At 59.6% G+C, this 11,846-nt stretch carries 14 protein-coding genes; 8 read left to right on the top strand and 6 right to left on the bottom strand.

All coding sequences use genetic code 11. The annotated features are described in order from the left end of the window. Positions 1–39: 39 nt before the first annotated feature. The 3 genes from BUA42_RS01565 to BUA42_RS01555 are packed head-to-tail and all read left to right on the top strand — an operon-like array spanning position 40 to position 1,206. Complete coding sequence (locus tag BUA42_RS01565; protein ID WP_072775946.1) at positions 40–528, top strand: histidine phosphatase family protein; 489 nt, start codon at positions 40–42, stop codon at positions 526–528. Then, entirely contained in the window at positions 515–751 is a 237-nt protein-coding gene (locus BUA42_RS01560; RefSeq protein WP_245818931.1) for a DUF3253 domain-containing protein, read from the top strand. The genes BUA42_RS01565 and BUA42_RS01560 overlap by 14 nt, the downstream gene beginning before the upstream one ends. Then, positions 748–1,206, top strand: a complete 459-nt coding sequence (locus BUA42_RS01555; RefSeq protein ID WP_072775944.1) for a methylated-DNA--[protein]-cysteine S-methyltransferase — start codon at positions 748–750, stop codon at positions 1,204–1,206. The genes BUA42_RS01560 and BUA42_RS01555 overlap by 4 nt, the downstream gene beginning before the upstream one ends. Positions 1,207–1,389: 183 nt before the next feature. On the opposite strand, the gene BUA42_RS21045 is transcribed toward BUA42_RS01555, so the two are convergent. The 5 genes from BUA42_RS21045 to BUA42_RS01535 all read right to left on the bottom strand — a co-directional run bounded on the left by BUA42_RS21045 (position 1,390) and on the right by BUA42_RS01535 (position 3,717). After that, a complete protein-coding gene (locus tag BUA42_RS21045; protein WP_178346823.1) occupies positions 1,390–1,566 on the bottom strand; it encodes a hypothetical protein in 177 nt (58 codons plus the stop codon). A gap of 18 nt (positions 1,567–1,584) precedes the next feature. Next, on the bottom strand, positions 1,585–1,815 hold the full coding sequence (locus BUA42_RS01550) for a hypothetical protein (RefSeq protein WP_245818929.1): 231 nt from the start codon (positions 1,813–1,815) through the stop codon (positions 1,585–1,587). Between the two features lie 28 nt (positions 1,816–1,843). Then, on the bottom strand, positions 1,844–2,143 hold the full coding sequence (locus BUA42_RS01545) for a hypothetical protein (protein ID WP_072775942.1): 300 nt from the start codon (positions 2,141–2,143) through the stop codon (positions 1,844–1,846). Between the two features lie 37 nt (positions 2,144–2,180). After that, positions 2,181–2,813 (bottom strand): hypothetical protein, encoded by a 633-nt coding sequence (locus BUA42_RS01540; RefSeq protein ID WP_072775941.1) that lies wholly within the window; start codon positions 2,811–2,813, stop codon positions 2,181–2,183. Between the two features lie 70 nt (positions 2,814–2,883). Next, a complete protein-coding gene (locus tag BUA42_RS01535; protein WP_072775940.1) occupies positions 2,884–3,717 on the bottom strand; it encodes a prephenate dehydratase in 834 nt (277 codons plus the stop codon). A gap of 136 nt (positions 3,718–3,853) precedes the next feature. Here BUA42_RS01535 and BUA42_RS01530 point away from each other — a divergent pair, with 136 nt between their 5' ends. From BUA42_RS01530 to BUA42_RS01510, 5 genes are all read left to right on the top strand, one after another. Continuing rightward, the gene (locus tag BUA42_RS01530; protein ID WP_245818927.1) at positions 3,854–4,354 is read left to right on the top strand and encodes a c-type cytochrome; all 501 of its coding nucleotides are present in this window, start codon (positions 3,854–3,856) and stop codon (positions 4,352–4,354) included. 181 nt (positions 4,355–4,535) lie between these two features. Beyond that, on the top strand, positions 4,536–6,485 hold the full coding sequence (locus BUA42_RS01525) for an extracellular solute-binding protein (protein WP_072775938.1): 1,950 nt from the start codon (positions 4,536–4,538) through the stop codon (positions 6,483–6,485). 7 nt (positions 6,486–6,492) lie between these two features. Next, positions 6,493–7,653 carry a microcin C ABC transporter permease YejB gene (locus tag BUA42_RS01520; RefSeq protein ID WP_072775937.1) on the top strand — a complete coding sequence of 387 codons (1,161 nt, stop codon included), beginning with the start codon at positions 6,493–6,495 and terminating at the stop codon, positions 7,651–7,653. Positions 7,654–7,738: 85 nt separating this feature from the next. After that, on the top strand, positions 7,739–8,848 hold the full coding sequence (locus BUA42_RS01515) for an ABC transporter permease (RefSeq protein ID WP_072776681.1): 1,110 nt from the start codon (positions 7,739–7,741) through the stop codon (positions 8,846–8,848). After that, on the top strand, positions 8,845–10,437 hold the full coding sequence (locus BUA42_RS01510) for an ABC transporter ATP-binding protein (RefSeq protein ID WP_072775936.1): 1,593 nt from the start codon (positions 8,845–8,847) through the stop codon (positions 10,435–10,437). The genes BUA42_RS01515 and BUA42_RS01510 overlap by 4 nt, the downstream gene beginning before the upstream one ends. Here the strand turns inward: BUA42_RS01510 and hemN are convergent. Continuing rightward, complete coding sequence (gene hemN, locus BUA42_RS01505; protein ID WP_072775935.1) at positions 10,434–11,789, bottom strand: oxygen-independent coproporphyrinogen III oxidase; 1,356 nt, start codon at positions 11,787–11,789, stop codon at positions 10,434–10,436. The two genes, BUA42_RS01510 and hemN, sit on opposite strands and share 4 nt — an antisense overlap. Positions 11,790–11,846: the final 57 nt, after the last annotated feature.

Here is an 11,846-nt window from a genome sequence, read left to right as displayed (position 1 = left end):
CGGCGGTGGATTAGGCTTCGGGAAACGCCGGAGGCCGACATGCACCGCCGCTTCTTTCTGTCATCGCTCACCGCGCTTGCTGTCGCAGGGTGCACCACGCCGGGGTCCGTCCGCCTTGCCCCCAACACGACGCTGATCGTTGTCCGGCACAGCGACCGGGACGGCGAGAACCTGAATGCCAAGGGACTTGAACGTTCGCGGGCGTTGGTGGCGGCGCTTGAGGGCGATCCGCTCGACGCGATCTACAGCCCCAGCATTCAGCGCAATCTCGATACCGCGGCGCCGTTGTCTGACGCCCGCGGTCTGCCCATCGAACGTCGTCCGCAGGAAAACCCGGCCCCACGCCTCGCGCGGGAGGCCGTCGGGCGATCGGTTATCTGGATCGGCAACAAGGGCAACATCCAAAGCATCTGGGACAGTTTCTCGCTGCCCCAACCAGCCCCCCTCGACTATGGCGACCTTTTCATCGCGCGCGCCGACGCGAATGGGCGTGTCACCGTGGAAAGACGGCGTTTTGGGCCCGAGTGATGCCGAAATCGCCGACGTCCTTCTGGACCTCGCGCACCAGCGCGGGAGCGGCAAGACCTTCTGTCCATCCGAAGCAGCCCGGCGATTGGCGGCGGACTGGCGACCCTTGATGCCGGACGTGCGTCGCGTTGCGGCAGACCTTTCGCTGCGAGCGACACAAAAAGGGAAGCCGGTCGATCCGGTCATTGCCAAGGGCCCGATCCGCTTGGGCCTGCCTGCATGAGTCGGTTTGAACGGTCCATGCCCTCCCCGGTCGGTGACCTGACGGCGATTGCCGGAACAAGCGGTGTACTGGCGCTTGAGTGGCGCAAGGGCGGGATGGACGACACGCCGATCCTGCGCCGAGCGATCGAGCAGCTGGAGTTGTATTTCGCCGGTGAATTGACGGAGTTCACGGTGCCGATCCGGCTGCGCTGTTCGGAGTTCCAGCAAACAGTCTGCGCCGCGATGGCAGGCATTCCGTTTGGCGAGACGCGAACATATGGCGACCTGGCAGAACAGCTTGGCGTCCCGGCGCAAGCCATCGGTCAGGCCTGCGGCGGCAACCCCTTGCCCATTATCATTCCGTGCCACCGGGTCCTCGGCGCCAATGGGCTCGGCGGATACTCAGGCAGCGGCGGGATCGAAACCAAAGTGGCGCTCCTGCGCCACGAAGGGGCGGCTGGGCTTTTGATCTGACATGAAAACGGATCTTCCTGGGCGCAAAATGTTTCGCGCGCGAAACAATGGGTCCGATCCGGACCTAATTTTGCAAACTCGGTTAACAGCGCGTTAAGCTTTGCAAACTGGCGTTACCGCGTCTTTCTTGTGCGAAACCGCATTCGGTTTTCGCCGCAGGGTCTTCGCAACCCCACCCTGACCTTATGGCCAAATCAGGTTCAGGATGAAGACCGATACGGCGACCCCGAAGAACAAAGGCCAGCTCCATCTCGGGCCGCCTTCCTTGTGGGGCTTGTAGAGACCCGCTTTCTGCAAGCCCATCATTACCGAAAACACGAGAGCTCCGGTGATCACTGCGTGGACGAGATCATGTGTCATGGCATTTCCTTCAGGTTTTCATGACCGACGCCCGAAACGCCGGCACAGCGCCGCGATTAGCGCGAGATTGATCACAGGCGCCAGCGCTGCGGCCCAGGGTAAAAGCGGTTCTGGTAGGTCATCCATCCAGAGAACCCACGGCAAGCCAAGCGGCATGAGAAAGACGCCGGCCAGAGGGTCGCGGTCCTGACCGAAAAGCCCGAAGGTTCCGATCAGGAGCAATATTAGTGCCGCGAGGTAAGCGACCACGGCGATCCGGAGGACCCACTTACAAATGTCAGCAATCCTCAGCAGGCAGCATCGTCACGTCGCTGTACCGACCATCAGATGTTGTGATTTCCGCGCAGGCACCCGTCTCGCGATTGAACCAGTACGCGGTGAGACCCTCGGTGCGGATGAGTTCGTAACCAAGGTTTTGTATGCCCATCTCGGCCTGACCGGCGCGCGCGCCTTCGAATGCCGAAAGGTCGCTTGCGCTTCCGACGGCAGGCTGACCGACAGTTTCCGTGGTTTCCACGCACCCTGCGACCGCGGCAAGCGCAGCAGTTGCAAACGCTATTCTTGTGACATGTGTCATGCGTGTCTCCTGTGTCCGTTCTCGAAAAAGAACCGCGTCACTCAATCCCAAAGATCACGTCGTAGGACTGCGCGCCGTTCGCCATGTTGTAGACCTCGACCATGTGGTCGCCCGACTGCCAAAGCTCCCCGCGGTATTCGTTGGAGGCACTTGTTTCATCAAGCAGAACCGATCCATCGGGATTGAAGATCACATAGGTCATGTCGGGACCGTTGGCTGCGACACGCACGTAAAGGGTCTGTCCCGCATTCGCACCGAGGAGATAGCGGCGGCTTTCCTGCGGAAGTAGCGATCCGGTCAGCTCTGTGCCTGACGCACCTGCCGGAAACGATACGCGTTCCGAGCCTGATCCGGCGGAGCTCGGAGCGCCCGCCATGGCGCCGTCGCCATCATCTGCGGCCTGAGCGACGGAAAGATCCGCCACGACCCCGTCGTTCGAGACAAGGCAGCGCCACACGGTTTCACCGCTGTCGCGGAACATGACCAGCGAATTGGCTTCTGAGAATTCGGAGGACAGCACGGTCCCGCTTTGCCCGTCCGGCCCGCCCACAGCGCGGATTTGATCGATACAGGCGTCGATTGCATCCTGTCCGACATTGGCCGCAAGGGCCTCGTTTGTTGGAATTGAAACCACTGCAAGCAGTGCGGCAGCAAGAACGTGCTTCGTCATAGGTCATACCTCTCCGATATCTTGCACCCCTAGGTTGCAGGATTGCAGATTCGGAACGATCTGAGAAGCGTCAATCTCGCCGGGGATCCCTCGGATACGTTCCGAGGATGTCGAGCATGCTTGTGAAGTAGTCGAGTTCCTCGAGCGCGCGGGCGACTGGCGGGTCTTCAGGGTGGCCTTCGATATCGGCATAGAACTGGGTGGCCGAGAAGCTGCCGTCGACCATGTAGGATTCGAGCTTGGTCATGTTGACCCCGTTCGTCGCAAAGCCGCCCATGGCCTTATAGAGTGCGGCCGGGATGTTGCGGACGCGGAAGACGAAAGTGGTCATCATACCATGATCGCCGCGCCGGGACTGGTCGCCGTCGCGGGCCATCAAGAGAAAGCGCGTGGTGTTGCTGTCGGTATCCTCGATATGGCGGGCAAGAACGTTCAGGCCGTAGATTTCGCCTGCCAGTTCGCTTGCCAGTGCGGCGGCGCTCTTGTCGCCGCGTTCGGCAATTTCGCGGGCGGCGCGAGCGTTGTCGGCATTTACCCGACCGCGAATGCCGTGCTCGGCCAAGAATTTGGCGCATTGCGGCAGGAGAACGACGTGCGAATGCGCTTCGGTCACGTCTTCGAGCTTTGCCCCCGGCACGCCCAGCAGGTTGATATGGACGCGGACGAACGCCTCATCGACGATCTTCAGACCGCTTTCGGGCAGGAGACGGTGAATGTCGGCGACGCGACCGTAGATCGTGTTCTCGACCGGCAGCATGGCCAGATCGGCCTTGCCGGTTTGCACCGCCTTGATCACCTCTTCGAAGGTTCGACAGGGATACGGGTCCATTCCGGGACGGGCATCGCGGCACGCCTCGTGCGAGTAGGCTCCCAGCTCTCCCTGGAAAGCGATGGCATTGGTCATAGAGGCTCCGACAAATCTGTCCCGGCGGGCGTTTGGTCGCGGCTTCTACACCTTGCCTTGGCCTAGGGGAAGCAATAGATACCCGCGCGATACGCACGGAACTTTAGCGACGGGTACGACCATAATGTTCGACACAATGACATTCACAAAGATCGTCGGCAGCTTTTGCGGCGCGCTTTTGATCTTTCTTCTGGGCAAGTGGGCGGCAGAGACACTGTACCATGTGGGTGGCGACCATGGCGAAGCCGTTGCAGTCTACGTAATCGAAGTTGACGATGGCGAGCCTGCGGAAGAAGTCGTTGAGATGAGCTTCGAAGAGATGTTCGCGGCCGCGGATGCGGGCCGCGGTGAGCGCCAGTGGGGCAAATGCCGCGCGTGCCACGCGATCGACGAAGAGCGCAACGGCACCGGCCCGCACCTTGTTGGCCTTGTAGGACGCGAAGTGGGTGCCGTGGGCGACTACAACTACTCCTCCGCACTGGCCGGTGTGGACGGCGACGTATGGACCGTGGAAAAGCTGAACGACTGGCTGATCAACCCGTCGGATGTTTATCCGGGCACGTCGATGAACTATCGCCTGACCGATCAGGAAGACCGGCTGGACCTGCTGGCGTATCTTGACAGCCTGGCGAACTGATCGCCGAAACCACTGCTTTTCAGCGCCGCCCACTGGGCGGCGTTTTCATTTCACATTCGCGTTTCCTCACGCCAATGTGGCGGGGGTAATCCCAATCCGAACTTGAATGTGGGCGATTGCGTTCTTTACCTTACATTGTAGCCTCAGAAAAACGCGCGCAGTGAGCAAGGGAGAGTGCAGCATGCCCAACAAGAGCAGATGGCCATTCACACAGGACATCGACCGGCGTCACACGCTGAAATTGTTGGGAGGCAGCGCGGTCGCCGCAACTGCTGGCGCCACGGGCAGAATGGCATGGGCCGAAAGCCACAGCGGTGATGACGAAATCATCCGCGCGCATGGCTATTCGTTCTTTGGCGACCTTCAGTACCCGCCCGGTTTTGCACATTTCGATTACGTCAATCCGAACGCGCCCAAGGGCGGAGAGATCGTTCTAAGTTCGCGCGGGACGTTCGACGGGTTCAACCGGTGGGCTTGGCGCGGCAATCCGGAAACCAATTCGGACGTGGTGGGCGAATCCCTTCTTGCCGGCGCGACCTGGGGGGCACCGGTCCCGGCGGACTCCCTCACCGACCAGTATTGCCTGATCGCGCGCGAGGTCGAGTACCCGAAATCCAAGGAATGGTGCGTGTTCCACCTGCGCGATGACGTGGTCTTTCGCAACGGTGCGCCACTGCGGGCGCAAGATGCCGCATTCACGTTCAACCTGTTCATCGAGCAGGGTATCCGGTCGTTCTCTCGCTCGGTGAGCGAGCGGATCGAAGGCGTCGAGGTGATCGACGACTATACGCTGCGCTACAAGTTCGTCGACGGCATCTCGCGACGGTCGCTCATCAGTCAGGTGGGCGGAATGGTTGTGCTGTCGGAGGAGTGGTACAAGGAAACGGGCGAACGTCTGGATGAGCCGTCCGTGCTGTCGCCGATGGGAACAGGCCCTTACCAAGTGGGTGACTACGAGTTCAATCGCTTCGTGGTTTATGAAAAGAACCCCAATTACTGGGGCTGGGATCATCCGGCGAATGTCGGTCGACACAATTTCGACCGCATTCGGATCGAGTATTTTGCCGATGCCACGGCAGAGTTCGAAGCGTTTAAAGCGGGCGAGTACACGTTCCGATCAGAAGGATCGAGCAAGCGATGGGCCACTGGCTACGACTTCCCCGCGCTCAACGACGGGCACGTGGTCAAGGAATCGATCCCCGACCAGACGGCACCCGTGAACACCGGAGTGATCTTCAACACCCTGCGCGCACCGGTCGACAATCGCGACGTGCGCCACGCGCTGACGCTGGCGTTCAACTATGAATGGACGCGCGAGTCTTTGGAGTTTGACCTGACCACTCAGCGAAACTCGTTTGCACAAGGGCAAGAGTGGGAAGCCACAGGCGTGCCGGAAGGCGAAGAACTTGCCTTTTTCCAATCACTTGGCGATGTCGTTCCGCCTGAAATCCTGACCGAGCCGGTCGTCATGGCGCACACGTCGAACAAGGACACCCCGGTCGACCGCCGCAACAAACGGCAGGCGCTTCGCATCCTCGCCGAAGCCGGTTGGACCGTCGACGATCAGGGCCGCATGGTGAATGAAGCGGGTGAGCAGATGTCACTCGACTTCCTTGTCCTGTCGACCTGGGACGACACGCGGCAGGCCACCATAGAGACTTTTGTGAACACGCTGCGAGACTGGGGCATCGAGGTGAACGCTAACGCGGTGGACAGCGCACAAGGACAGCAGCGGTTCCTCGACAAGGATTACGACCTCATACACACCCGCATCCAAACCTTCTCGACAATCGGCACGGGTCTGAAACAGCTGTTCGGGTCCGAGACGGCGGAAGTGTCGTCGTGGAACCCTGCTGCGATCCAAAGCCCAATGGTGGACGCGATCATCGAAGCAGCGTTGGCGGCAGAGTCGCGTGAGGAAGAGATCATCGCGATGACCGCGCTGGATCGTGCATTGAGGTATGAGCGCGTCATTGCGCACGCAGGATATGTCCCAGCCTATTGGATTGCCTATTACGACATGTTCGAGCGACCAGAAGAGCTTCCTTCGCTTGCGCTGGGTGTGCTGGATTTCTGGTGGTTCAATGAAGAAAAGTACCAGGCGCTTCGGGCCGCTGGCGCATTGAGGTAACAGACCCTTGGGAGCCTACATCCTTCGACGCCTGTTGCTGATTATTCCCACGCTTCTTGGGATCATGATCATCAACTTCGCGCTGACGCAGTTCGTGCCGGGCGGGCCTATCGAACAGACTCTGGCCCGGTTCCAGGGCGAAGGCGATGTTTTCAGCAGTTTCTCGGGCGATGGCGGCGGCAATCAGAATGCCGAGGAGACCTTCGGCTCTGACAGCGACTACATCGGCGCGCGCGGACTTCCCAAGGAATTCATTGAAACGCTGGAAGTCGAGTTCGGCTTCGCACGCATCGTTTGTGAGGAAGGCTTTACAGGGGAGCCGGACCTCGACGATCCGGCCTGTACGAAAGAGACCATTGGCGCGCTAGAGCGGTTCGGCATGATGATGTGGAACTACATCCGGCTCGATTTCGGAGAGAGTTATTTCCGGTCTATTGGGGTGATGGAGCTGGTACTGGAGAAGATGCCGGTGTCGATCTCACTCGGTCTGTGGTCAACGCTCATCGCCTATATCGTCTCGATCCCCTTGGGCATTCGCAAAGCCGTCAAGGACGGAACGCCGTTCGACACGTGGACGTCAGGCGCCATCATCGTGGCCTATGCCATTCCTGGGTTCCTGTTTGCGATCCTGCTTCTCGTGCTGTTTGCAGGCGGATCGTATTTCCAGATCTTCCCACTACGGGGACTGACATCGGAGAATTTTGATGAACTGTCCTTCTTCGCCAAGATCGCGGATTACGCGTGGCACATCTTCTTGCCCGTGTTGGCGTCCACAATTTCGGCCTTCGCCACGCTGACATTGCTGACCAAGAACAGCTTTCTGGACGAGATCAAGAAACAGTACGTCATCACCGCGCGGGCGAAGGGATTGCCCGAGAACAAGGTCCTTTACGGTCATGTGTTCCGCAACGCGATGCTGATCGTGATTGCCGGTTTCCCGGCGGTGTTCATCGGTGTCTTCTTCTCGGGGTCGCTTATCATTGAGACGATCTTCTCGCTTGATGGTCTTGGCCGTCTTGGGTTCGAGGCGGCCGTCGCGCGCGATTACCCGGTGATCTTTGGCACGCTGTTTGTCTTCGGCCTGATCGGCCTCGTTGTCGGGATCATTTCGGACCTGATGTATGTGCTTGTCGATCCGCGGATCGACTTCGAGCGGCGGGAGGGCTGAGGCGATGGTTGCGCAACCTGAACCCGATCGTCCCGGCATCGTGACCGAACCGTCGCCTGCAGTACCTGTCGCGCCAAAGCGGAGCATGTTCACGCTGTCACCGCTGAACCAGCGCCGTTGGAACAACTTCAAACGCAATCGGCGCGCGTTCTGGTCGCTCATCATCTTTTGCGTGCTGTTCGGGCTGTCGCTGTTTGCTGAATTCATTGCGAACGACAAGCCGATCCTCGTCCAGTATCGCGGCGAGCTTTATATGCCGGTTTTCAATTTCTACGCTGAAACCGAATTTGGCGGAGACTTCAGGACAGAGGCCGCCTATCGCGACCCGGAAGTGAAGTGCCTGATCCGAACCGGCGGATTGGAAGAGTGTTTCGACGATCCCGAGGGCCTGATCCAACAGGTCGATGAAGGCTTCGTTCCGGATGGCGATTTCTACAAAGGCTGGGCGCTTTGGCCGGTCATTCCGTATGACTACCAGACCCCCGTGGACCGCCCCGGTGCCGCCCCGCTGCCCCCGTCAGAGCAGAACTGGCTGGGCACGGACGACACCAAACGCGATGTCATGGCGCGGGTGATCTACGGGTTCCGATTGTCGATCCTGTTCACGCTGATCGTGACGGTGCTGGCCAGTGTGGTCGGCATCGTGGCGGGCGCATTACAGGGCTATTTCGGAGGCTGGCTGGACCTCATCTTCCAGCGGATCATCGAGATATGGTCATCCACGCCATCGCTTTACATTATCATCATTCTCTTCGCGATATTGGGGCGCAGTTTCTGGCTCCTTGTGTTTTTGACAGTGCTGTTCGGCTGGACCGCGCTGGTGGGTGTGGTCCGGGCAGAGTTCCTGCGTGCGCGGAACCTTGAATATGTGCGAGCGGCGAAGGCCCTGGGCGTATCAAACGCGACGATCATGTTCCGGCATATGCTTCCGAACGCGATGGTGGCGACCCTGACGATGCTGCCGTTCATCGTGACGGGCACGATTAGCACGCTTGCCGGTCTGGATTTCCTTGGCTTCGGTTTGCCGTCTTCGGCGCCGTCACTGGGCGAGCTGACGTTGCAGGCCAAGCAGAACCTGCAGGCCCCGTGGCTGGGCTTTACCGCGTTCTTTGTGTTTGCCTTCATGCTGTCGCTGCTGGTGTTCATCTTCGAAGGCGTGCGCGACGCGTTTGACCCGAGGAAAACGTTCCAATGACCAACATCCTCGAAGTGAGTGACCTGCGCGTCAGCTTTCGGCAGGACGGTCAGATCTTTCCTGCCGTGCGCGGCGTTTCCTTTGCCATTCAGCGCGGGGAAACCGTGGCGCTTGTGGGCGAGTCGGGGTCTGGCAAATCGGTGACCGCACTCTCGACCGTGTCGCTTCTGGGGGACGCGGCAATGGTCGAAGGGTCGGTGACCTATGACGGCGAAGAGATGGTCGGCGCGTCGGACGCGCTTTTGCGCAAGATCCGGGGCAACGACATCAGCTTCATCTTTCAGGAGCCGATGACGTCCCTCAATCCGCTGCACACGCTGGAGCGGCAGTTGTCCGAGTCCCTCGCCCTGCACCAGGGGTTGACCGGGGATGCGGCACGCGCGCGGATCCTTGAGCTTTTGACCAAGGTGGGCATTCGCGATCCTGAGACGCGGCTGGGCGCGTATCCACACCAGCTTTCGGGCGGTCAACGCCAGCGCGTGATGATTGCGATGGCGCTGGCGAACGGGCCGGATCTGCTGATCGCGGACGAGCCGACGACTGCACTGGACGTGACAATTCAGGCGCAAATCCTTGAGCTGTTGGCCGAGTTAAAAGCCAGCGAGGACATGAGCCTGCTGTTTATCACCCACGATCTTGGCATCGTACGCAAGATCGCGGACCGCGTGTGCGTGATGAAGGACGGCGAGATTGTCGAGACCGGACCAACACACGAAATCTTCAGCAATCCGCAGCACCGCTATACGCAGATGCTATTGAGTGCGGAATCGACCGGATCGCCCGATCCCGTCAAAACCGACGCCGAGGAAATCGCGCGGACCGACAACCTCAAGATCTGGTTTCCGATCCAGCGCGGATTTCTCAAGCGCACCGTGGGTTACGTCAAAGCCGTGAACGATGCCTCGATTGCCGTGCGTGCCGGGGAGACCGTCGGGATCGTGGGTGAGTCTGGCTCGGGAAAGACAACGCTGGCCCTTGCGATCATGCGATTGATCCAGTCCGAAGGTGGCATCACCTTCCGCGGTCAGAACGTGCGGGATTGGTCGACACGGGAATTGCGGCGGCTGCGCAGCGAGATGCAGATCGTGTTTCAGGACCCGTACGGATCGCTCAGCCCCCGGATGACCTGCGAACAGATCATCGCCGAAGGGCTGGGAGTGCATGGGTCTCCCGACGGGCGCTCGGACCGCGAATTGGTGACTGAGGTCATGACCGAAGTTGGCCTCGACCCGGCGACGATGCATCGCTACCCGCACGAGTTTTCGGGTGGTCAGAGGCAGCGCATCGCGATTGCCCGCGCGATGGTACTACGGCCGAAGCTGGTGGTACTGGACGAGCCAACATCGGCTTTGGACATGACCGTGCAGGTGCAGATCGTGAACCTTCTGCGGCATCTGCAGCGGAAGTACGACCTCGCTTATCTCTTTATCAGTCACGACCTGAAGGTCGTCCGCGCGATGTCGCACAAGGTCATCGTGATGCGGACGGGGGATGTCGTGGAATACGGATCGGCGGACGAGATTTTTACCGATCCGAAGACAGACTACACGAAAACCCTGATGGCCGCGGCTTTCGATCTGGCGAGTTAGATGGCCGAGCTGTGTCCCGCAGAGGACAGTTCATAGGCGTCGAAACTGCGAGCAATCATGCGTGTGAGCGCGCGCGCATCTTGTGGCACTGACAGACCGGTGTGATTGATCGTCAGCAGGTCTTCGAACTCTGAGTTGGCCCTTTGGTAGAGGTCGCGGAGCTCATCCTGACTGGTATCGAAATCGCGAAGCAACTCATCCGTGCGCACGTGGAAGTCACACATCAGCATCTCGATCATGCGGGAACGTAGCTTGTCCTGCGGCGTGAGGGCGTGACCGCGCACCGTTGCGAATGTCCCGTCTCGGACCGCCTTGGTGTAGGCCCCCGTTGCGGGCGCGTTCTGGGCAAAGCCCTGTGGGAATTTCGAAATCGACGACGCGCCGATGCCCACAAGCACTTCGGATGTGTCGTCGGTGTAGCCTTGGAAGTTGCGACGCAAGGTCCCTTTCCGGGCGGCGACGGAGAGCCCGTCCGTTTTCGTCGCGAAATGGTCGATGCCGATTTCATCGTACCCGTCCCACACAAAGAGCTTGCGCGCCGCTTCGAACAAATCGAGCCGTTCGTCCGGACGTGGCAGCGAATCTGACGGGATCATCTGCTGGCGTTTGGCCATCCAGGGAACGTGGGCATAGCCGTAAAGCGCCACGCGGTCCGGCGACAGCGACAAGAGCTTCTGCACCGAATCGACAATGCGGTTTCGCGACTGACCCGGCAGTCCGTAGAGGATATCGGCGTTCAGGCTGTGGATACCGCGGTCGCGGATCATGTCGATCGCGCGCTTGGTCGTCTCAAAACTCTGTTCACGACCAATCGTTTGCTGGATGTCTGGATCAAAATCCTGCACCCCGACGGATGCACGGTTCATACCGCTTTCGAATAGAGCATCCAGACGTGCGCCATCGATTTCGTTCGGATCGATTTCGACGGAAAACTCGTAATCCTCGTCAAAATCGGCCACTTCACGTACGGCGACAGCGAGATCCCGCACATGGTCGGGTTGCATCAGCGTTGGCGTCCCGCCGCCCCAATGCAGGCGGGACAACCGCACGCCTTTCGGCAAATATTGTTTGAGAAGAACAAGTTCGTCCTTCAGCGTCTCGATATAGGCACCAACCGGCTCTCCGGTCGCCGTTCCTTGGGTCCGGCACGCGCAGAACCAGCACAGGCGGCGACAAAATGGCACATGTAGATACAGGGAAATCGCTGAATTTTCAGGAATATCTGCGATCCAGGATGCGAAATCGTCAGCATTTACGTCGTTTTTGAAATGCGGAGACGTCGGGTAACTCGTGTAGCGAGGGACCTTCGCGTCAAATAAACCCAAACGGGAAAGTTGTGTTCTGGATGCCATGTGCTTACGTTTAATTCACGGTGCTGGGGAGCGGCATTGATACAGATCAAGATGGTT

The organism is Marivita hallyeonensis (genome assembly GCF_900129875.1).
Taxonomy (GTDB): Bacteria; Pseudomonadota; Alphaproteobacteria; order Rhodobacterales; family Rhodobacteraceae; genus Marivita; species Marivita hallyeonensis.
The sequence above is the reverse complement of the archived record's forward strand: the minus strand, read 5'-3'. Positions and strand labels throughout refer to the sequence as shown.

What these genes read in the sequence shown, in the direction of transcription:
- BUA42_RS01565 (WP_072775946.1), top strand. Translation starts at nt 40, where the DNA reads ATGCACCGCCGCTTCTTTCTGTCATCGCTCACCGCGCTTGCTGTCGCA.
- BUA42_RS01555 (WP_072775944.1), top strand. Translation starts at nt 748, where the DNA reads ATGAGTCGGTTTGAACGGTCCATGCCCTCCCCGGTCGGTGACCTGACG.
- BUA42_RS21045 (WP_178346823.1), bottom strand. Translation starts at nt 1,566, where the DNA reads ATGACACATGATCTCGTCCACGCAGTGATCACCGGAGCTCTCGTGTTT.
- BUA42_RS01545 (WP_072775942.1), bottom strand. Translation starts at nt 2,143, where the DNA reads ATGACACATGTCACAAGAATAGCGTTTGCAACTGCTGCGCTTGCCGCG.
- BUA42_RS01540 (WP_072775941.1), bottom strand. Translation starts at nt 2,813, where the DNA reads ATGACGAAGCACGTTCTTGCTGCCGCACTGCTTGCAGTGGTTTCAATT.
- BUA42_RS01535 (WP_072775940.1), bottom strand. Translation starts at nt 3,717, where the DNA reads ATGACCAATGCCATCGCTTTCCAGGGAGAGCTGGGAGCCTACTCGCAC.
- BUA42_RS01530 (WP_245818927.1), top strand. Translation starts at nt 3,854, where the DNA reads ATGACATTCACAAAGATCGTCGGCAGCTTTTGCGGCGCGCTTTTGATC.
- BUA42_RS01525 (WP_072775938.1), top strand. Translation starts at nt 4,536, where the DNA reads ATGCCCAACAAGAGCAGATGGCCATTCACACAGGACATCGACCGGCGT.
- BUA42_RS01515 (WP_072776681.1), top strand. Translation starts at nt 7,739, where the DNA reads ATGTTCACGCTGTCACCGCTGAACCAGCGCCGTTGGAACAACTTCAAA.
- BUA42_RS01510 (WP_072775936.1), top strand. Translation starts at nt 8,845, where the DNA reads ATGACCAACATCCTCGAAGTGAGTGACCTGCGCGTCAGCTTTCGGCAG.
- hemN (WP_072775935.1), bottom strand. Translation starts at nt 11,789, where the DNA reads ATGGCATCCAGAACACAACTTTCCCGTTTGGGTTTATTTGACGCGAAG.